The sequence below is a fragment of the Polaromonas aquatica genome (assembly GCF_042659145.1).
Lineage (GTDB): Bacteria > Pseudomonadota > Gammaproteobacteria > Burkholderiales > Burkholderiaceae_C > Polaromonas > Polaromonas aquatica.
The window spans coordinates 255,097-275,774 of the sequence record NZ_JBHSRS010000083.1 but is presented as its reverse complement, the minus strand read 5'-3'; the positions used below and the strand labels follow the sequence as shown (position 1 = coordinate 275,774).

Below are 20,678 nucleotides of genomic sequence, written 5' to 3'. Positions count from 1 at the left end.
GCTATTGGCTGCAAAACGCGCCTTGGCAACCCCATTCCCCGATCCGCGCGCTACAACCCGACAGAGTTATCCGCCAGAGTTACGCAGAGCTTCCTTATGACATCCTCTTTTTCCAATCTTTCGCTGGCAGAACCGCTGGCCCGCGCCGTGGCCGAAATGGGCTACGAAACCATGACACCCATCCAGGAACAGGCCATCCCGGTCGTCCTGCAGGGCAAGGACGTCATGGGCGCCGCACAGACCGGCACCGGCAAGACGGCTGCGTTCGCGCTGCCGCTGCTGCAACGCATGATGAAGCACGAAAACGCTTCGACCTCGCCCGCGCGCCACCCGGTGCGTGCGCTGGTGCTGTTGCCGACGCGCGAACTGGCTGTCCAGGTCGCCGAGCAGGTCAAGCTCTATGCCAAATACACCAACCTGAACAGCGCTGTCGTTTTCGGCGGCATGGACATGAAGCCGCAAACGGCAGAGCTGAAAAAAGGCGTTGAGGTGCTGGTCGCCACGCCGGGACGCCTGCTGGACCACATCGAGGCCAAAAACGCGGTGCTCAACCAGGTCGAGTACGTGGTGCTGGACGAAGCCGACCGCATGCTGGACATCGGCTTTTTGCCCGACCTGCAGCGCATCCTGAGCTATTTGCCCAAGCAGCGCATCACCTTGCTGTTTTCGGCGACTTTTTCGCCAGAAATCAAGAAACTGGCGTCCAGCTACCTGCAGGACCCGGTGACGATTGAAGTGGCGCGCTCCAATGCCACCGCCTCGACCGTCGAGCAGCATTTCTACAGTGTGGGCGCCGACGACAAACGCCGTGCGCTGCACCAGATCCTCAAGGCCCGCGGCATGAAGCAGGCCTTTGTCTTCGTCAATAGCAAGCTCGGCTGCGCGCGGCTGGCCCGTTCTCTGGAGCGTGAGGGCCTGAAAACCGCCGCCCTGCACGGCGACAAAAGCCAGGACGAGCGCCTGAAGGCCCTGGATGCCTTCAAAAAAGGCGAGGTTGACCTGCTGGTCTGTACCGACGTGGCGGCACGCGGCCTGGACATCAAGGATGTGCCGGCGGTGTTCAATTTTGACGTGCCTTTCAACGCCGAAGACTATGTGCACCGCATTGGCCGTACGGGCCGCGCCGGGGCTTCTGGCCTGGCCGTGAGTTTTGTCGCCAGCAGCGACCAGCGCCTGGTAGCCGACATTGAAAAGCTGATCAAGACCAAGATCGAGCTGGAACCCATGGAGTTTGACGAAGACCGTCCGCGCATCAGCGAGCAGGGCCGCATCAACGACGGCCGCCGCATGTACCGCGGCGGTGCCGATGGCGAAGAGGGCGGTGGCCGCTCAGCCGAATCGCGCGAACCCCGGGAGCGCCGTGAACCACGCGAACGCCGCGAATACACGCCGCACCGCCAGAGCGCCGCGCCGCGTGATCCGTTCTTTGACCAGCCTTATGAGGCTACCGCCGCAGCGCAAGCGCAACCCGCGTGGGATGCCGCAGCCAAGGCCACGCCCGCACGCAGCGGTGTGTCGGCCAACATCAAGCCGAAGAAAAAAGTCGCTGCGCTGTTCAAGACGGCCCCAGTCACCGACACCACCAGCGCCTGAAGTGGTGCCGATGCGGCGTCAAGAAGCCCGCGGTCGGAGCACGCCTACGGGTTTTAGCGGGATTGCGCTGATGGCTCGGGCAGCGCAGCGCCTTAACATGGGCACATGGTCAGCCATTTCGCCCGCATCCCTGTCCCTTCGGTCCTGAAAAAACTGTTTCGCCCGATGATCCGGGCAGTCCGCCTGTGGCTTGGTGCGGACGGCCTGCGCATGAGTGCGGCCATGTCGTTTTACGGCATCCTCAGTCTGGCGCCGCTGCTGATCCTGCTGGTGGCCGTGCTCGGCTGGTGGCTGGACCGCAACTACATAGAGACCAGCCTGATCCAGCAGATCCGTGACGTCATAGGCGTGCAGGGCGCCCAGGTGGTGCAACAGGCGCTGGCCAGCGCACAAAAACCTGCCGATGGCCTGGTGGCGTCAATCATTGCCGCCGGTTTTCTGCTGACCGGTGCCACGGGTGTGTTTGCCGAGCTGCAGGATGCCTTCGAGCGGCTCTGGCGCCGCGACTCGGGTGTGGCGCCCGAGCAGAAGTGGTGGTACAGCGCCTCCCTGCGGCTGCGCGGCATAGGCTACATCCTGGCGTTCGGGTTCCTGCTGCTGGTGTCGTTGGCGATCTCGACCTTCCTCGGCCTGGTTTCCGGGTGGGCCGGCAGTTATTTCCCGTTTGAGAAGATTGCCGTGCTCATCAACGAGCTGGTGTCTTTTTGTTTTTGTAGTGCACTTTTTGTCGCGCTGATGCGCATGAGCGCCGGACCCAAGCCGTCCTTGCGTTACCTGGTCATGGGTGCGTCGATGGGCGCCATGCTGTTTGCTGTCGGCAAACAAATCATGGCGGTGTACCTGTCGACGGCCGCGGTGGTTTCTGCTTATGGCGCAGCCGGTTCGCTGGTGGTGATTCTGATGTGGATTTATTTTTCATCTGCCGTGTTGCTGTTTTCAGCGAGCTGCGCGCGCGTGCTGTCCGAGGATGCTCAGGCCCGGGCAGTTGCTGCGGGCAACAGCAAGCTTCATACTGACGCACCTGTGGCCGATCAGTCCTGAAATATTGCTATTGATTTGATAGCTGGTTGCGCTCATTCTTTCTATGCTACAAGCCAAAAGCATGGGTGAAATTCGCTTCAAACAGGCCTGGAAGCGCATTTTTGCTGCTGGTCGTGCCTGTGCCTGCCAGACCATTCAAACGCAGGCGCCGCTAGCCAGGTTTTTTGGCTTGCTCGCATTTCACGGATATCAATTCAAAGCCGGGGCCTTTTTCTTGCGCACCTGCAAGCCGTGCCGCTGTCAGGCAGCCGCCCCAGACACAGCCGCTGTCCAGCGGCAAGGTATTGCCCAGCATGGGGTTTGGGGCTGCCACTGTTTCCACGCCCAGCGTGGACCAGTGGCCAAATGCCACACGCGTACCGGCTGTGGCCCGGCCCGGCACATCAAACCATGGAAGGTAACCTTGTGGGGCCGCCGCCACGTTGCCCGTGGTGGCGAACTCCATCACGCCTTCAGGTGTGCAAAAGCGCATGCGGGTCAGGGCGTTGACAATCACGCGCAGCCGGTCTGCGCCCTGCAGCGCATCGCTCCAGCGGTCGGGTGTGTTGCCGTACATGGCTTGCAGAAAGCCCTTGAGGTCCGGGCCGCGCAGGGCATTTTCAACCTCCGCCGCAAGGGCCATGGTTTGTGCAGCCGTCCAGCCGGGCAGCACGCCGGCATGCACCATCAGCCAGCCGTGTTCATGGATCGCCATTTGCCGGTGCCGCAGCCAGTCGAGCAGGGCGGCGCCATCAGCGGCTGCCATGACCTCCTGCGCGCTGTCGTGGCGGCCCGGCTTGCGCACCCCTTGCGACATGGCCAGCAGGTGCAGGTCGTGGTTGCCGAGCAGGCAGCGTGCCGAGTCACCCAGCGCCGCCAGGTGGCGCAGCACCGCCAGTGATTCCGGGCCGCGGTTGACCAGGTCACCCAGCAGGTAAAGGGTATCGCGGCTCGGTGAGAAATCTATTTTTTCAAGCAGGCGCAACAGGGGCCGGTGGCAGCCCTGCAGGTCGCCGATCATGTACATTGGCATGTGTTCATTCTGCCCGGTCGTTCATGGATTTCCTGCTCATTGCGTTTTTAACCCTGCTTAACGGCGTTTTCGCCCTGTCGGAAATGGCGCTCGCGTCCAGCCGAAAGGCGCGGCTCACAGCCATGGCCGAGTCGGGTGACAAAGGTGCGCAGTCGGCGCTGGGCCTGCTGGACAACCCCACGCAGTTTTTATCATCCGTGCAGGTGGGCATCACCTCCATTGGCATGCTGAACGGCATTATTGGCGAAGCCGCTTTCAGCAGCGGGCTGGCGGACTGGTTCCAGGGGTTTGGCGTCACGCCGCGCGCGGCCGAAATCTCCGCCACCGCACTGGTGGTGACGGTCATCACCTTCATCACCATCGTGTTTGGCGAACTGGTGCCCAAACGCATAGGGCAGCTTTACCCCGAAACGGTGGCGCGGCTGGTGTCGCGCCCCATGATGTGGGTGGCCAGCATTGCCAAGCCCTTTGTCAAGCTGCTTTCCCTCAGCACGCAGGGCGTGCTCAAACTGCTGCGCATAGACAACGCGGCCGGACGCGCAGTGACGGAAGAAGAAATTGCCGCCAGCCTGGAAGAAGGCGTTGACGCCGGCCTGATTGAAGAACACGAACACCAGATGGTGCAAAACGTGTTTTTGCTTGACGACCGTTTGTTGACATCGCTGATGCTGCCGCGCTCCGACATTGAATGGCTGGATGCGTCCGACACGCTGGCCGAGGCCATTGACAAGGCGGGTGCCACCGGCCACTCGTGGTACCCGGTGTGCCGGGGCAGCCTGGACGATGTGGTGGGTGTGGTCAATGTAGCCAAGATCCTGGCCTTGCGCAGGCAGATTCAGCCATCGGTGGGGGACATGCCTGCACCTAGCATCAGCGACCGGATCGGTGCGTATGCCGTGCCTGCTGTGTTTGTGCCCGAAACCCTCACCGGCATGGAGTTGCTGGAGCAGTTCCGGGCCAAATCCACGCGCATTGTTTTTGTGGTCGATGAGTACGGCGTGGTCCAGGGTATGATGACCCCCATGGACATGCTGGAGGCCATCACGGGCGAGCTGCAGCCAGGCGCGCAGGTCGATGCCTGGGCCACCCTGCGCGACGACGGCAGCTGGCTGATTGACGGCGTGATGCCGGTGTCCGAACTCAAGGCCAGGCTGGATATCCGGGATCTTCCGGATGAAGACAAGGGACGCTACAACACCGTGGCGGGCCTGCTTCAAAGCGTCTCGGGCCGCCTGCTCAAGACCGGCGAGCACGTCGAGTGCGCGGGCTGGAACTTCGAGGTGGTTGACCTGGACGGCAAACGCATCGACAAGATTCTGGTGAGCCGCCTGGCGGAATCCGAAGCAGCGTAAAACCCGGTGCATTATTTTCGGCGCCCTGCCGGAAAACACTTTCCAAATTTCGCCGCTTTATCCTGAACGAATCAACACGCTGGAAAGCTGTTGTGGACGCGGCCGGTACCAGGGCGTGAACTGCGGGCCTGTCGCAGGCATGCCATGCTGTGCGACTGGTTAATCGTCAAAATGCAACTAAATGTTTTTTTGACCCGCAAGTCAAGGCCGGCTGGTGACCGGTTTTGCGGCCGGAGCAACCGTGACCAGCACTTCATTGCCGCCAAAGTTTGTCGACTGCATCTGGACGTTGGCCACGCGTTCGCCCTTGGTGAAGGTCAGCAGGCTGAGTTTTGAAAACGAGCTGGAGGTCAGCGTCCATCCGGCGCCGGGCATGCCGTCGCGAAAGTAGGTGAACACGGCCTGCGGTTCACCTGAAATGGCCAGGTTCAGCCGGCCTGTCCAGGTGTTTCCCGTACCCATGACCAGCGTGTCCTGCTGCTTGATGACCGTACCGGGCGGGAGTGGTACATCTCCCGACAGTTGCTTGGCCGTGGCCTCGGTGACCGTGCTGTCGCTGCCCATGCTTGAGCCGCCCATGGAACTGCAGGCAAGCGTTGCCAGGGTGGTGGACAGGATAAGCAGGTATTTGATGAAGGTCATGGTTTGGACCGGTAAAGAGGGTGCAACTGTGAGCCCGGCGTACTGCCGGCCGCGCGCTGGGGCGTCTCGATTGTCGCCGTAAAGCGGCATAAAACGGCACAGACCGGGAACTGCGCGCCCCGCAGCATCAAGCCCTTGTCGCGAGTTTGCACTAGGTAATCGTAAATAGTTGTAACTTTGAACGGACCTGTTTAAACTCGGCAAAAAATTCAAGAGGGTCAATGATTAATTCACTCGTGCTGACGCCAGCCGTAACGGCGGTTGTTGGTGTTGCATTCGGTGTCCTCCTCTACCGCAGCCTGGAGGCTCGTGCTGCAAAAAAGAAGAGGCGCCTTCCCGTGCAATGGCAACTGCAGGCCAGGCCCCTGTTTACGGATGTGGAGCACACCGTCTGGCACTGGCTCAAGGGTGCTTTTTACGACCACTACGTGCTGGTCAAGATCCCCGTTATCCGGTTTTTGTCGCCGCGCAGTGCGGCTGAAGGCCCGCATTCGCACGAGCTGCTCAAGGGCGTTTATTGCAGCTTCACGGTTTGCGCCGCCGACGGCACGGTTATCGGCTGCATCGACGTGCCCGGTCCCAGCGGGTTACGGGCCAGCAATCGCGACCTGAAGCAAAAGCTTTTTGACGGTTGCGGCATTGCCTATGCGGTGGTTAGCGCGGCGGCGCTGCCCGCAAGGGAAGTGGTGCGCGATGTGTTCCTGGGGGAGTTCGAGCTGCCGGACGAGTCTGAAAGCGAGTCGGTCGCGCACCCCTACGCACTGGCGGGCAATGCCGGCGACCCGGATGCCGATAGCCCCGAGACCGTGCCCGATACCCTCAGGGAGATTGGTGAAACGGCTTCCCCGGCCTCCGGCGAGATCGACATGCTTGCGGTCGCTGCTGCGCGAAACAACCTCAAGGCCAAACTCGAGCAAAGCCGCAAGACACGCATCGCCAACATCGAGAGCCTGAGTGCCAGCCTTGGCATCGTGGATGACCTGGGAGAGCACAACATCGAGGTGCAGTGGGATGACTCCTTCATCATGGGGGAAGACGTGGACCATCCCAAAGACGGCAAGTCCTAGTTCCGGGTGCTGGACGTAAAAGCCCTGGTGCCTGCGAACCGGGGCTTTTTTTATTGGCGGCGACCAGCTCGCGCCCCTTGCGTGGGGCAGTGCAAAACGCAGCGCCAGAGCGCAATACCCGTACGGGATCAAGGCCAACACATTGCGGCGGCAAATATCTCCTTGTTATGATTCCGCCCGTGAAGCGTTTGTGTCTCATCCTTTTGATACTGTTGCTGCCCATACAAATGAGTTGGGCGGCAATACACATTTGTGATGATGATCTGGGCCAGACCGCCTTTGTGCAGGCGGTGCAACAGTCACCGCACGACCACGAGCAGGTCTCCGAAAAGGCCGGCAGCCCGGGTGAAAAAACGCATGCTGCCGATGCCTGCTGCTTCACGGGGCACGGCTGCCATGGCCTGCACAGCCTGATGGCCAGCGAGTCCTCGCAAGCCAAGCTGCCGGACAGTTCTCATGCCCTGAACGGTTTCAACCGATTGTCAAATTGCGGCGCCATCAGTGCGCGGCACGAACGGCCCCAGTGGCCTGCCGCCTGAACGGCGGCCGCTCAACACCTTCCACTTTTTTGCGTTTTGCGGTTCGCCGAATGGTCCTTTTTGACTTTCGGAGAACTAAATGCTTTCGTCTTTTTTACGCCCGAAATGGGCTGTCAGTCTGGGCCTGGCTGCGCTTGCGGTTTCCGCGCATGGCCAGACCTCATCTTCGCTTCGCAACGCCGTTGAAGCCGCCTGGGCGCTAAGCCCGCAGGCGCAGGCCCTGGGCAATCGCCAGGCGGAATTTGTTGCCCGCACGCAAGCGGCGTCCTCGCTGTTCGCCGGCCCGCCCAGTGTTTCCCTTGCATACCGTAGCGATCGTCCCGTACGCAATGACGGGCTGCGCGAGTCCGAAGCGGCGCTGGCCTTTCCTGTCTGGGCGCCCGGAGTCCGCAGCGCCACTTCCGCTTCGACCCAGGCAGACCGGGAGGCGTTCGAGCAGGACCTTGTGCTGGCAAAACTCAGGACCGCGGCCGATGTGAGGGAGCTTGCCGCCCAAGCTGCGCTGGCGCGCAACGAGGTGCTGGTCGCCAAACGCAAACAGCAGGAGGCGGCGTTGCTGGCCGCCGACGTGGAGCGCCGCGTCAAGGCCGGCGAGATGGCACGTGTTGACCTTTTACAGGCACAGGCGTTTCAACGGCAGGCCGCCGCCGCCGAGTCCCAGGCCACCAGTGCACTGGCCAGGGTGTCAGGGCTTTGGCGAGCATTGACGGGGCTGGACGACCTGGCTGAACTTGATGAGGTCATGGGGGCTGTTCGCGAGAGTCCCGCCATCATGGCGGCTGAGAGCAAGCTGCGTGCGGCGCAGGCCAAACTGGCCCTGACCGAGACCGACCGCCGCGATCCGCTGGAGGTCGGTGTCGGCGTGACACGGGAGCGTCCGGCGTTTGGCTCACCAAGCGATACCTCCTTGCGGGTGACCTTGCGCGTGCCCTTTGGCACCCATGGCCGCAACGCCCCAAAGCTGGCTGCAGCCCGGGCCGAACTTGACGCTGCGCAAGCCGAAGCTTTGGCCGTCGCGCGCAGCGTCAGGTCCGCTCAGGAAACTGCCGGCATCGAGCTTGAAGCTGCAAGGCGTTCAGAAGCGCTCGCCGCCGAAAGGGAGCGCCTGAGCACCGAAGCGCAAGGCCTGATTGGCAAATCGTACCGCCTGGGCGAAAGCGATCTGCCCGCAAGGTTGAGGGCCGACAGCGAACGCTTTGATGCGGAACTCGCGCATGCACGCGCCCGTGTGGAAACACGCCGCGCCATCTCACAACATAACCAGGCCTTTGGAATACTCCCATGAAGCGCTTCCCCATCCTATTTTTCCGTTTTTTAGCCGGCCTGGGCCTTGCCGTCGCAGCGGGCACCGGTATCGCATCCGAGGGCCATGACCACGGCGAAGGCGCTGCAGCCGCAGCAGAAACTGCCAGCCCCCGCATCTCGGCACATTCCGACCTGTTTGAGTTGCTGGGCATCGTCAGCAAGGGGCAGATGCTTGTTTACCTTGACCGATACGCCAGCAATGAGCCGGTGACTGGCGCAAGGATCGAGTTTGAGACGGGTGAGGCCAAAGGCATTGCAGCACCGCAAGCCGACGGAACCTATCTGCTCAAGCTGGGCACATTGGGCAAGCCCGGTGACACGGCTTTTTCATTCACGGTCACAGCCGGAACAGACACCGATCTTCTCGCGGGCGAGCTGAGCATCGCTGATGCGCATGACAGTCATGGCGAGGCCGGCAGCAGGCCCTGGCTTCGGCTGATGGCCTGGGCGATGGCCGCCGTCGCATTGATTCCGGGCGCAGCGGTTCTTGTCCGCAGGTTTCGCGCCAGACGTGCCCTTAACTGAGCAGCAGAAAAATCACTATGAAAAAAATACACATCCCAAGCCTGGCAACGGCTTTGCTTTTCAGTTGCTCGATGGTGTTGGCCGGCCCGGGTCATGACCACGATGAGGCCACTTCCGTGGCATCGGGCAACTCCCCCAAACGCCTGCCTGACGGCAATGTGTTTCTGCCCAAGACTTCACAGCGCCAGCTCGCCGTGCGAACCGTTCTTGCGGAAGAAAAGGACCTGCCGCAAACCGTGGAACTGTCGGGAAAAGTCATCATGGATGCGAATGCCGGAGGCCGCGTCCAGCCGACCCAGCCCGGCAGGCTTGACGCCGGCAGCCGCGGGTTTCCACAACTGGGCCAGGCCGTGCGAAAGGGCGAAGTGCTTGCGCTGGTGCGCTCTTCGGCGGGTGCGATTGAACGCGCCAACCAGCAGTCGCAGAGTGCGGAGCTGTCAGCGCAACTGGAGCAGGCACGGCGGCGCGCAGCCCGGTATGCGCAACTCGAAGGCACGGTACCGCAAAAAGACATTGAAGCCGCGCAGGCCGACGTTAAAAGCCTGCAGGAGCGGGTTGCCGCCGTAGCGCGTTCCGTGTCTGCGACAGAAGCCCTGCTGGCGCCTGTGAGCGGGGTGATCTCGCTTTCAAATGCCGTGGCCGGGCAGGTGGTCGATGCACGTGAAGTCCTCTTTGAAATTGTCGACCCTGCACGCCTGGTGGTGGAGGCGATGGCGTTTGACCTGGGGCTGTCAAACAACATTTCTGCAGCCAGCGCGACCAGCGGCACTGCCGTAGCCGTGCCGCTGCGCTTCATGGGGGCCGGGCGCTCGCAACGCGAAGGCGCCATTCCATTGCAGTTCCGAACCGAGGGCAACAAGGCTGTGCCTTTTGCTGTCAACCAGCCTGTCAAGGTGCTGGTGCAGACCCGAGCCATGGTCAAGGGTGTGTCTATACCGGCCGGTGCTGTGGTGCGGAATTCGTCCAACCAGGACATGGTCTGGGTCCATACCGGCGCAGAAAGTTTCGCGGCGCGCCCCGTCCGTTTCATTCCGCTTGATGGCGCCAGTGTGTCCGTCGTCGACGGGTTGAAGGCCGGCGAACGTGTGGTGACGCAAGGTGCGGCCCTTGTCAATCAAGTGCGCTGAGGGCGAGCATGTTTGAAAAACTGGTTCATTTCTCCCTGGGCAACCGCCTGATTGTCGGCATTGTTGCCGTGATCCTGATGGTCTACGGCGCGTTCACGCTGGCGCAGATGCCGGTGGACGTTTTCCCCGACCTGAACAAACCGACGGTGACCCTGCAGGCGGAAGCCGGCGGCATGGCGCCTGAAGAGGTGGAGCAGCTCATCACCGCACCGCTGGAGATTGCCATGGGCGGCATTCCCGGTGTTGAAAGCATCCGCTCCGTCTCAAGTGTGGGCCTGTCATTTGTCTACGTCACTTTCGACTGGAAGACGGATATCTACCGCGCCCGCCAGATGGTGGGGGAGCGTTTATCCACTGTCCGCGAACAGTTGCCCCAGGGCATTGAGCATGTGGGCATGGGGCCCGTGAGTTCCGTCATGGGCGAGATCATGTCGGTTGCCATCCCGATAGACGTGTCAAAGATCAGCCCGATGGCGGTGCGGGAGTACGCGGACTTTGTTATCCGGCCGCGCCTGCTGACGATCCCGGGCGTTGCGCAGGTCGTGCCTATTGGCGGCGAGGTGCGGCAATACCAGGTGCAGCCGGACACCAGCCGCATGGCGTCGCTGGGCGTGACGGTGGAAAACCTGGAGGCAGCGCTCAAAGGGTTTTCGGCGAACACCAGCGGCGGCTTTCTGGAGCTGAACTCGCGTGAATACCTGATCCGCAACATCGGGCGAACCACACGCATCGAAGACCTGCAGCGGCTGGCAGTCGCCTATCGCAACGGGCAATCCATCAGCCTGAGCCAGGTGGCTACAGTGGCCTTCGCACCGGCCATCCGGCGCGGCGATGCGGGCTACAACGGCAAGCCGGCGGTGATGATGGGCATACAGAAACAGCCCGATGCGGACACCGTCAAGCTGACCGGCAAGGTTGAACAGGCGCTCGATGGATTCAAAAAGAGCCTGCCTCCCGGCATGGGCGAGCCGATTGTGACCATGCGGCAGGCCAGCTTTATTGAGGCATCCGTCAGCACCTTGCAGAGCAAGTTCATTGCTGCGGGCATGGTGGTTGCGGTGGTGCTCTACCTGTTTCTGATGAACGTGCGCACGACCGTGATTGCACTCACTGCCATTCCCCTGTCCGTGATGATCACTGTGCTGGTGTTCAGGTATTTTGGTTTCTCGATCAACACCATGACCCTGGGCGGCCTGACGATAGCGATTGGCGGGTTGGTCGACGATGCGGTGGTGGGGGTGGAGAACGTGCTCAGGCGGCTGAAGCTGCGAGAAACGGACGGCTCCAGCAAGTCCATGGGCGCGCTTGAACTGATCGCCAAATCGACGCTAGAGGTGCGCTCTGCCATCGTCTACGCAACGGTGATCATCGTGCTGGTGCTGCTGCCGCTGTTTTTCCTGCCCGGCATTGAAGGCAAGCTGATGCAGCCGCTGGCCGTGGCTTACATCGTCTCCCTGCTGGCATCCATGCTGGTGTCCGTGACCGTAACACCTGTGATGTGCTACTACCTGCTGCCAAAGCTCAAGGGGCTGGCGCACGGCGACACCAGGGTGCAGGCGTTTGTCAAAAGCCGTTATGAAAATACCCTGCGGCGGGTGCTACAAGTGCCTAAACGCTGGTTGGGCGCTGGCGCTTTGGCGGTGGTAATGGCTGCGGTGGCCGTGCCGTTCTTTCCGACGACATTTCTTCCGCCGTTCAATGAAGGCGTGGCGCTTGTCGGCTTGCGGCTGAATCCAGGGACCACCCTGGCCGAGAGCACGCGCATAGGCGCCGCCGCTGAAATGGCCTTGCAGGGTATTCCTGAAGTCGAGCATGTGGGGCGGCGCTCGGGCCGGGCAGAACTGGACGAGCACGCCGAGGGCGTCCATGTGTCCGAGCTGGACGCAAAACTCAAAAGAAGCGATCGCAGCGTCGAGGAGATTTATGCGGACATCCGCAGCCGGCTTGCGGCATTGCCCGCAGCCATAGGCATAGGCCAGCCCATCAGCCACCGCATAGATCACATGCTGTCGGGTGTACGTACGCAGATCGCGATCAAGATTTACGGTGACGACCTCGACACGCTGCGCGGCCAGGCCGAGGCCTTGCGCCAGAGCCTTGCGGGTGTGAAGGGTGTTGTGGACCTTGAAGTTGAAAAGCAGGTGCTGACGCCGCAGATCAAGATACGTGTTGACTACGACAGGGTGCTTGGCTATGGCCTGTCGCCGGGGCAGCTGCTGCGTGAGCTGCAGATGATGATTGACGGCGAGAAGGTGACGCAGATCGTCGAAGGCAATCGCCGCTTCAACCTGGTCCTTCGCCTGCCCGAGTCTGCCCGCGGCATGGAAGGCCTGCGCAACCTGATGATCGATACGCCGGGTGGCAGGGTACCGCTGTCCCGGCTTGCCACGGTTGAAGAGTCGGATGGACCGAACCAGATCAGCCGCGATGATGGCCGGCGGCGCATCGTGATCTCCGCCAATGCACAGGGCCGTGGCCTGAGCGACGTGGTGGCAGACATCCGCCGGATAAGCGGCGAAGCCAAACTGCCTGAAGGTTATTTCATCACCATAGGCGGCCAGTTCCAGGCGCAGGAAGATGCCAGCCGTCTGATTGGCTTGCTGTCCCTTGCTTCTGTGGCGCTGATTTTCCTGATCCTGTATTCACGCTACAGGTCGGCCATTCTGGCGGCCGTGATCATGGCGAATATTCCGCTGGCACTGGTGGGCGCGGTGGTCGGGCTCTGGCTGTCGGGCCAGCCCCTGTCGGTGGCTGCGCTGGTCGGTTTTATCACCCTGGCCGGCATCGCGATCCGCAACGGGATCATGAAGGTGTCGCATTACGTGAACCTGTGCGCATTCGAGAACGAATCCTTCAACGACCAGATGCTGGTCCGCGGCTCGCTGGAGCGGCTGACCCCGGTACTGATGACCGCACTGGTGGCAGCCCTGGCGCTGGCGCCCCTGCTGTTTGAGGCGGACCGCCCGGGCACGGAAATCCTGCACCCGGTAGCCGTGGTGATTTTCTCCGGCCTCATCACCTCGACCTTGCTGGATTCGTTTCTCACGCCTGCCATGGTCAAGCTTTTTGGCCGCAGGCCGATTGAAAGGCTGGTCAATGAATCCGGCAACGAAGCCTACTGATTTTTAACGCCATTCAATGAAAGGAACCTTCATGATTTCCAAAACCCTTACCCTGCTGACCGCCCTGGCTTCCCTGTCGTTTGGCGGGCATGCCATCGCGCATGGTGATGACCATGCCGCCAAATATGGCGGCATCGTTGTGGCGACCAAGGCGATGGACTTTGAGGTTGTGGCCAAGCCTGAAAGCATCCAGCTTTATTTAAGCGAGCATGGAAAGGTCGTGAAGCTCGATGGCGCCAAGGCCAGGGTCACGCTCCTCAACGGCGCAGAAAAAACAGACGTTGAGCTGATGCCCGCAGGTGAAAAACTGGAGGCCAAAGGCACGTTCAAAGTTCAAAAGGGCACCAGGGGCATTGCCTCCGTGACATTGGCGGGCAAGCCCGCCGCAGTGGTCCGGTTTGAGATCAAATAGTCCGTCGCCTGCGGCCAAGGCGCCCGGCTCCCGGCAGAGCTTGCTTGTTCTCATGCGACTGGCGGATTAAAAATCCGCCAAAGGAATCAGGAGCGTGCGGACTTCGACGGATAGGCCACCACAGACTCCGGTCGAAAACGTTCCTCTTCCGGCGGAGGTGTCAGCATGGAGCGAGGCTGAAGTGCGCTGCTGATTTCCGCCTCAATCCTGGCGATTCTCGCCGCATACATCTTGGCCAAAGCCGCATGATGCTCGGCCGCCGCCTGATGCTCGACTCTCCCGAGATTCGCTTCCTCCAGGTACTCACGGGATTTTCGAACGTGGGCATCGGCGTGTTGTTCAAACAGATGAAATCTCATGACAACCTCCATGCAAGTGCGGTCTGACCAAGGGGTGAAAAGCAAGCATGCTTTCCCAAATCGCTTTGGCCAAGCACGCAAGACATAATCCCCCCAAACTCGGCAAATCAATGTGTCACACAACGACTGGTTACATCTGTTGCCCCGCATTGGTTACCCATTTTTGGGTATGAGTTCTCGCGTGCGAGCTATCAGGTTCAGCCGCTACATAGTGAGGTTGGATAGATTGCAGTTGCTATATATTTGATAGCTGACTGTGCGCATTGTGTAAGGGAAATCGCCCTGTTTTTTTTCTGAAAATGCGGTCAATCGTCTGGAAGGCGATAGCTTTTCAGCATGCTTGAATGTGGTGTGTAAGCAAAGTCAAGGAAACAGATGGGCTGGTTTTTACTCGGCCTTGATGCCGCCAGAGCGGATAAGGTCGCCCCATTTCTTTTCTTCCAGGCGCACGAATTCATTGACCTGAGCTGGTGACAATTTTCCATCGGGCTCATAGCCCAGTGTTCTCAGTTTTGCCAGGGTATCCGGGTCGCTCAGGACCTTGCGAAGCTCGGAATTAAGCCTGTCAACGACTGGGGCTGGCGTACCACGGGGCGCAAACCATGCGTTCCAGGCCGCGATGTCTATCTCTTTTATGCCGGCTTCCAGGAAGGTCGGTACATTTGGCAGGCTGCTGCTGCGTTTGGCCGAAGTGACCGCGATGCCACGCAGCTTGCCAGACGTAATCTGTGGCGCCGTTGCGATAACAGTGTCAATGCTCAATGGCACGTGACCTCCCAACACGTCCGTGATGGCCGTGCCGCTCGCCTTGTACAAGACCGGGTTAAATGTCGCCCCAGTGCGTTTTGACAGCAGCTCCAGCACCACCCGCGATGTTGAACTGGGCAATGCGACGTTCACGGTCCCGGGGCGTGCCTTGGCTGCCGAAATAACATCTTGCGCAGTTTTCGACTCGTATGTTGGCGTGCTCACCAGCACCATGGCCACCGAGCCGATATAGGAGATCGGTGCGAAATCTTCCAGGGCCTTGTAGGGAAGGCTGGGGTACAGCGACGGATTCGCAGCGTGCGTCCCGTTGGAGCCCACGAGCAAGGTGTATCCGTCGGCTGGTGCTTTGGCTACCGCTTCAGTACCGATGATGCCCCCCGCGCCAGGGCGGTTGTCGATCACCAGCGGTTGTTTTATGTTGTCGGACAGCTTGTTGGCGACGATGCGCGCAGCGGCATCGGCACCTTGACCTGCCGCAAATGGAACGATCAGGTGAATGGGCTTGCCGGGGTAGCCCTGCGCCATCGCATTCGAGCAAAGCACAATCGCGGCGATGGACAGTAGATGTAGTTTCTTCAACTTGTCTCTCCTTCTTTGATGAATTTTTGAATGGCTGTGGTGATGAAAAGCGTTTCTGGTGCGCCATCAATGGGTCTCCACCCGAGGTGGCCATGTTTGCTTGGTACTTCAACGTAATGCGATTGCGCGACACCTTCTGCGATCTGCCTGGCCGAAGCCAGGGGTAGAAGCCGGTCAGTGCTTGTCGGCAGGATGAGAACCCGGGTTGTCACTTTGGCAAGCGCAAGGCCGACCTTGCCCTCGAAAGGAACAGAGATGTCGTGGCTCGCGGAGGCTTCGTAGCGCCGGATGAAGTCCCATGCGTCCCATTGGGCGGCGCGCGTCACCGTCTTCTGGAGTTCCTGCTCCAACCCGGATTCGCTGAGGGACTCCAGGTAGTCGTCGGTAACCGTCCAGGGAAAGTAGAGCCTTCCTGCCGCGCGCAGGCCCGCAAGTGGTTGCAATGTGTAGTTGCCGGCATTCCAGCCAGGGTCGAGCTTGATGACCTCCGTCGCAGAGCGTACTGCGCCCCTGAACACATTGCCGCTCTGGGCTGCCGGTACCATGAGGATGACACCGCGCATCATGTCGGGATAGTGAATGGCCCACTCCAAGGCCTGGAAGGCGCCCATCGAGGCACCTGCGACATACGCCATGCGTTTGACGCCGAACGCTGTGGTGACCAGCCTGCATACCGCGTGAACCATATCCCGGATGTTGTACTGCGGGAAGTTTCCCCGTAGCCCATCAGATGGTTTGGACGATGTCCCTGCGCCGATGGCATCGACGGTGACGACAAAATGTTGACCGGGATCGAAAGCCTTGCCAGAACCAATATAACCGTCTGCGCTGTGCCTGGTGTTGGCTGTTCCCGGAAGCACCAGCAGCATGTTGTCACGCGCCGCATTCAGTTCGCCGTATGTGGTGTACCCGACCGAAAGCGATTCAACATGACCTCCACCTTCAAATGTGAAAGGGCCGATGTCGTGCACGCCATCGCGGCCTGTGTGTTCTACTTTTTGCAACGTGGTGCTCCAGTTTTTCGATGCCAGCTTCTGCCGGGTGATCGAGCAGGCAGCCGTTTTTTTTGGCAGAAGTATCCGGTGGACTGGCCTTTCCATCGCTATTCAAGTCCCTGTGTTCAAAAATGTAGTTCGCGTGAATTGATCTGTGAAATTGAAAATATGGATTAATTAATCTGAAAAACAAATGAGTATTTGGTGGCGTCTGGCCGATGAATGCCGGTCCGGCACCGTGACCGTTCGGGGGCGCTTGATTTGGTGCCGGAGGGATGAATCGAACACCCGACCTTCTCATGACGAAGGCTAAGTTGAGGGTCTGGTCACGAATCAAAACGAACAATGTCGTCTTCGCCCAGATAAGAGCCCGACTGGACTTCGATCATGTGCAGCGCAACATTGCCGGGGTTTTCCAGGCGATGCTTTTGGCCCTGAGGCACAAAAGCAGACTGGTTTTCCGTTAGTACGTTTTGCACCCCATTGATCGTGACGACTGCTTTGCCGCTTACCACAACCCAATGTTCAGCACGGTGATGATGCATCTGCAGCGACAGGCGTTTCCCTGGTTCGACCATCAAACGCTTGACCTGAAAGCGCTCACCCCTGTCGGTGACCTCGTACCAGCCCCACGGCCGGTGTACCCGCACCTGGCGTAGCAGTTCTGGCCTGCCGCTGCTCTGTAATTGCGCGACTACATCCTTAATATCCTGCGCCTTGTCCTTGTTGATGACCAGCACGGCATCAGCGGTTTCAATGACCGCCACGTTGTCAATACCGACAACCGAAACCAGGCGATGCCCGGCGTGAATCAGGCTGTTTTGGGTATCGGCCAGCACCACATCACCTGTCACGCTGTTGTTGTCGGTATCTTTGGGCAGGGTTCGCCACAGGGTGTGCCAACTGCCAATATCATTCCAGGCGAAGCGGGCCGGCACCATCGCAGCACGCCGGGTGGTCTGCATCACGGCATAGTCAATGGAAATGGACGGACATGCGGAAAATGCCGCCGCTTGGGGGTGCAGAAAGCCTGCGGTTTCGCTTCGCCCATCCCAGGCGCGTTTGACGGCATCCAGGACTTCCGGCCTGTGCGTCCCCAGCTCTTCCAGAAATGCCCTTGCGGTAAAAACAAACATGCCGCTGTTCCAGAAATAGCCCTCGGCCTGAAGCAAGCCGCGGGCTGTCTGCAAATCAGGCTTTTCAATGAAACGATTGACGTGTCTTGCATCTTGTTGTCCGGCAATCACGGACCCGGCCTCGATGTAGCCGTAGCCCGATTCGGGCTCGTCCGGCGGGACGCCAAAAGTACAGAGCCATCCATGGAGCGCAGCGCTTGATGCGGCGGCTATGGCTGCCTCAAAAGCAGCCTGGCCTTCAATGAGGTGGTCGGATGGCAGAACCAGCATCAGCGCGTCTGGGTCGGTGGCGTAGAGATGCAACGCAGCCAGCGCAATGGCGGGGGCGGTATTTCGTCCCTGTGGTTCAAGGCAGATGCAGGCGGGCGTGCAACCGGCTTGCGCCAACTGCTCCCGCACCAGGGCGCTGTGCTCCTCGCTTGTGACAACGATGGCGGTTTGCGCCCCAGGCAATGCAGCAGCCCTCAACGCGGTGGCTTGAAGCATCGACTCGCGCCCGGTCAACGTCAGCAATTGCTTGGGGTATTCGGCGCGCGATAGCGGCCAGAGGCGGGTGCCGCCACCACCGGACAAAATCACAGGGTGCACAAGAGGGAGGGCTGGCGACATGTGGGCAATGTTAGAGGCTACTCTGCTGGCTGGAGGCTTCCGGGCAGCTTTTGCGGCTTCGCGAGATCTTCGGGCTCTGTTTGTGCCGGTGTGCCTGTAAGCCACAGAGGGACGCGCCGGCACCCAAAAAGGGTGAAAAAGATACGTCCATATGATAAAGTTATTTGCATTTGTATCAGGCCGTTGTAGGGCAAGACTCGTTGCCGAAATAACGTAAAAGCAGAAAAAGAAAGTGGTTTGAACAATGCCATTGCCCATCTTTTACAGCTGCAGTCGCAGGTTTTCAGCAGTTTTTGCGTTGTTTGCTTGCGCTCATGCAAGCGCGCAAACCGACGCAACACAGACGCTGGAACGCCAAAGTGACGAGGCCTTCCGCCAGGTGTTGCAGCAACCGCAAAATCTGTCGCTATGGTCCAGCTACTCGCAACTGCTGGTCCGGCAGGGCAACTACGAAGGGGGTATAGCCGCGCTGGAACGGCTGCTCCTGGAGCCTGATGCCAGCCCCAGCCTGCGGGTGGAAATCGGCGTGCTTTATTACCGCCTGGCCTCCTATTCAATGTCCGAGGCCATGTTGCGCAAGGCACTGGAAGACGCGCGCCTGCCTGGCGACCAGAGGGCTCTTGCAAACGCACTGCTTGCCGATATCGCCAAACGCAGCCAGGTCTCCCAGCTCAGCGGGGCATTCACCTTTGGCTTGCGGAGCCAGAGCAATCCCATGTACCGAACCGACAGTTCGCAGGTGATTGTGGGCGGTGTGCCGGTGCCTTACACCCAGAGGCCGGAGTCCAATACCGATGTCAACCTCGGCCTGCGCCTGCGCCACCTCTACGACCTCGAGAAGCAGAACTCAGCCGCCATCGTCAGCACTCTTGGCGCAGCCATCACCAACTACAGCTCGTCCGCCGGCAGCCAGGTCGTGGCCAACCCTGGCAAACCTTACGACCTGCTGGTGCTGGATGTCTCGACCGGGCTGCAGTTCAAACCCCTGCCGGCTGACCTGTCCAGCCTGACCCTCCGGCCCCACGTCCTGTGGTCCACCGTCCTGGCGCAGGGCAAGCAATATTTCGACAGTTATGGCCTGGGGATGGACGCCAGCTGGCTCGTCAGCGAACGCACGCTTGTCGATGTGACGGTGGACAGCCAGCGGCGCAATTTTGCCAGCCGTGTTGACATTCCTGCCGCTGGCCTTCTCAGCGGCCACCTGGACAGCCTGCGTGCCCGCTGGACTCATGAAGTGGTGGCCGGCCAGATTGTTTCGGCTGACTACGTCATGCGGCGTAATCGTACTGGGCGGGACTTTTACGATTCCAACTCGCATGAAGTCCAGCTGACGTATTCCGTGTCGTATGCCAGCCCGATATCAGGTGGCGGCAACTGGACGACCTCGGTTTATGGCAGCGCCCTGCGTCGTACCTACGGTGGGGCCGACCCTGCCGTGAGCGCCACCATCAAGCGCCAGGACAGCGAGTCCAGGCTGGGCATCACCCACCGCATTCCGATGACACCTGTCTGGTCGTTATCGTTTGCGCTGGAGGAGGCGCGCAACAACGCCAGCCTTGCGAATTTCAACTACAAGAATACGACGCTTTCCGGCACGGTTATTCGCAGCTTCTGAGGATCAAACATGGCCCCGATTACAAACGACTTGTTGTTGGCTGCTGCACTGACCAGTGCAGTGCCCGTGGTAGCTGCGCAGCCCGTGACGGATGCCGGTCGCCCGCAGACAGGCGTAGCGACAACCGTGAAGACTGGTTCGGTCCGCGGTGCCAGCACCACGATGTACGTCGATGGCGCGACCAACCAGCGTCTGGCGACTGACGCCAACAGCACGATGCATGTGCTCTTTTCAGACCAGTCGGCGGTCACCCTTGGCCCCAACTCCGAGCTTGTGATTGCCAAATACGAGTTCAACGCCAAAGCCAAGGACGGCCAGATTCTGATAGACCTGACCAAAGGGCTGTTGCGTGTGGTGGGTGGCCTGATCAGCAAAAAGACCGAGACTGTTGTTCGCGCTGGCACGGCCACCATTGGCATTCGGGGGGGCATTACCATGGTAGAAACTAATGGTCCCAACACCAGCGGCACCTTTTTGTTCGGGCAGGGCATGCGTGTGACTGACAACATTGGCAATACAGAGACGATTACCCGGGCAGGTTTTGGAACCAGCCTTGGCACCAATCAGCCGCCATCGAGCCCCCGGCGTGTACCGGTGAGCGACCTTAACAACATGCTAAATCGGTTGGAGACCCGCCCTACGGGGGGCAATCAGGGCGATTTAAATCCCCTACCTGCACCTGCTGGTGCACCTGCTGGGCAGTTAATCAGCACCGGAAATATTCCAGGTACTGGCAATCCGGGCTCCACGCTGGCAAATGACCGTTTGAAGACGCTGGCGGATGCTGACAACAGCCGCAACCCCTCCCCGACTCTTCAGGTTCTTTTGGGTACTGGCAAACCGCAAGCCCAGTCCTGACAAGACGGTACATACAAAAAAA

At 60.2% G+C, this 20,678-nt stretch carries 18 protein-coding genes; 12 read left to right on the top strand and 6 right to left on the bottom strand.

The window, feature by feature from the left end; translation table 11 throughout:
- The first annotated feature begins 96 nt into the window (after positions 1–96).
- Entirely contained in the window at positions 97–1,593 is a 1,497-nt protein-coding gene (locus tag ACFQND_RS20450) for a DEAD/DEAH box helicase (protein WP_377414459.1), read from the top strand.
- A gap of 105 nt (positions 1,594–1,698) precedes the next feature.
- On the top strand, positions 1,699–2,634 hold the full coding sequence (locus ACFQND_RS20445) for a YihY/virulence factor BrkB family protein (protein ID WP_371438227.1): 936 nt from the start codon (positions 1,699–1,701) through the stop codon (positions 2,632–2,634).
- 151 nt (positions 2,635–2,785) lie between these two features.
- Here the strand turns inward: ACFQND_RS20445 and ACFQND_RS20440 are convergent, their stop codons facing one another.
- Positions 2,786–3,646 carry a symmetrical bis(5'-nucleosyl)-tetraphosphatase gene (locus ACFQND_RS20440; RefSeq protein WP_371438226.1) on the bottom strand — a complete coding sequence of 287 codons (861 nt, stop codon included), beginning with the start codon at positions 3,644–3,646 and terminating at the stop codon, positions 2,786–2,788.
- 23 nt (positions 3,647–3,669) lie between these two features.
- Here ACFQND_RS20440 and ACFQND_RS20435 point away from each other — a divergent pair, with 23 nt between their 5' ends.
- Positions 3,670–4,998: a hemolysin family protein gene (locus ACFQND_RS20435; protein WP_371438225.1), complete on the top strand. Its 1,329-nt coding sequence runs from the start codon at positions 3,670–3,672 to the stop codon at positions 4,996–4,998.
- A 201-nt stretch (positions 4,999–5,199) separates the two neighbouring features.
- Here ACFQND_RS20435 and ACFQND_RS20430 read toward each other — a convergent pair whose 3' ends face one another.
- Complete coding sequence (locus ACFQND_RS20430) at positions 5,200–5,640, bottom strand: hypothetical protein (protein WP_371438224.1); 441 nt, start codon at positions 5,638–5,640, stop codon at positions 5,200–5,202.
- Between the two features lie 221 nt (positions 5,641–5,861).
- On the opposite strand from ACFQND_RS20430, the gene ACFQND_RS20425 reads away from it, so the two are divergent.
- From ACFQND_RS20425 to ACFQND_RS20395, 7 genes are all read left to right on the top strand, one after another.
- A complete protein-coding gene (locus ACFQND_RS20425; RefSeq protein WP_371438223.1) occupies positions 5,862–6,707 on the top strand; it encodes a DUF2726 domain-containing protein in 846 nt (281 codons plus the stop codon).
- Positions 6,708–6,934: 227 nt separating this feature from the next.
- Entirely contained in the window at positions 6,935–7,246 is a 312-nt protein-coding gene (locus tag ACFQND_RS20420; protein WP_377414456.1) for a hypothetical protein, read from the top strand.
- A 79-nt stretch (positions 7,247–7,325) separates the two neighbouring features.
- Positions 7,326–8,531: a TolC family protein gene (locus tag ACFQND_RS20415; RefSeq protein ID WP_371438221.1), complete on the top strand. Its 1,206-nt coding sequence runs from the start codon at positions 7,326–7,328 to the stop codon at positions 8,529–8,531.
- Positions 8,528–9,076 carry a hypothetical protein gene (locus tag ACFQND_RS20410; protein WP_371438220.1) on the top strand — a complete coding sequence of 183 codons (549 nt, stop codon included), beginning with the start codon at positions 8,528–8,530 and terminating at the stop codon, positions 9,074–9,076. The genes ACFQND_RS20415 and ACFQND_RS20410 overlap by 4 nt, the downstream gene beginning before the upstream one ends.
- Before the next feature lie 17 nt (positions 9,077–9,093).
- Entirely contained in the window at positions 9,094–10,203 is a 1,110-nt protein-coding gene (locus ACFQND_RS20405) for an efflux RND transporter periplasmic adaptor subunit (RefSeq protein ID WP_371438219.1), read from the top strand.
- Positions 10,204–10,211: 8 nt separating this feature from the next.
- On the top strand, positions 10,212–13,325 hold the full coding sequence (locus ACFQND_RS20400) for an efflux RND transporter permease subunit (protein WP_371438218.1): 3,114 nt from the start codon (positions 10,212–10,214) through the stop codon (positions 13,323–13,325).
- A gap of 31 nt (positions 13,326–13,356) precedes the next feature.
- Positions 13,357–13,737, top strand: a complete 381-nt coding sequence (locus ACFQND_RS20395; protein ID WP_371438217.1) for a hypothetical protein — start codon at positions 13,357–13,359, stop codon at positions 13,735–13,737.
- Between the two features lie 86 nt (positions 13,738–13,823).
- Here ACFQND_RS20395 and ACFQND_RS20390 read toward each other — a convergent pair whose 3' ends face one another.
- The 4 genes from ACFQND_RS20390 to ACFQND_RS20375 form a co-directional block, all read right to left on the bottom strand.
- Positions 13,824–14,096 carry a hypothetical protein gene (locus tag ACFQND_RS20390; RefSeq protein ID WP_371438216.1) on the bottom strand — a complete coding sequence of 91 codons (273 nt, stop codon included), beginning with the start codon at positions 14,094–14,096 and terminating at the stop codon, positions 13,824–13,826.
- Between the two features lie 387 nt (positions 14,097–14,483).
- A complete protein-coding gene (locus ACFQND_RS20385; RefSeq protein ID WP_371438215.1) occupies positions 14,484–15,443 on the bottom strand; it encodes a Bug family tripartite tricarboxylate transporter substrate binding protein in 960 nt (319 codons plus the stop codon).
- Positions 15,440–16,447, bottom strand: a complete 1,008-nt coding sequence (locus ACFQND_RS20380; RefSeq protein ID WP_371438214.1) for an alpha/beta fold hydrolase — start codon at positions 16,445–16,447, stop codon at positions 15,440–15,442. The genes ACFQND_RS20385 and ACFQND_RS20380 overlap by 4 nt, the downstream gene beginning before the upstream one ends.
- A gap of 317 nt (positions 16,448–16,764) precedes the next feature.
- Positions 16,765–18,183, bottom strand: a complete 1,419-nt coding sequence (locus ACFQND_RS20375; protein ID WP_371438213.1) for a mannose-1-phosphate guanylyltransferase/mannose-6-phosphate isomerase — start codon at positions 18,181–18,183, stop codon at positions 16,765–16,767.
- Positions 18,184–18,481: 298 nt separating this feature from the next.
- On the opposite strand from ACFQND_RS20375, the gene ACFQND_RS20370 reads away from it, so the two are divergent.
- Together ACFQND_RS20370 and ACFQND_RS20365 are read left to right on the top strand one after the other, a co-directional pair.
- Complete coding sequence (locus tag ACFQND_RS20370; protein ID WP_371438212.1) at positions 18,482–19,798, top strand: tetratricopeptide repeat protein; 1,317 nt, start codon at positions 18,482–18,484, stop codon at positions 19,796–19,798.
- A gap of 9 nt (positions 19,799–19,807) precedes the next feature.
- Positions 19,808–20,656 (top strand): FecR family protein, encoded by an 849-nt coding sequence (locus ACFQND_RS20365; protein ID WP_377414451.1) that lies wholly within the window; start codon positions 19,808–19,810, stop codon positions 20,654–20,656.
- Positions 20,657–20,678 lie beyond the last annotated feature (22 nt).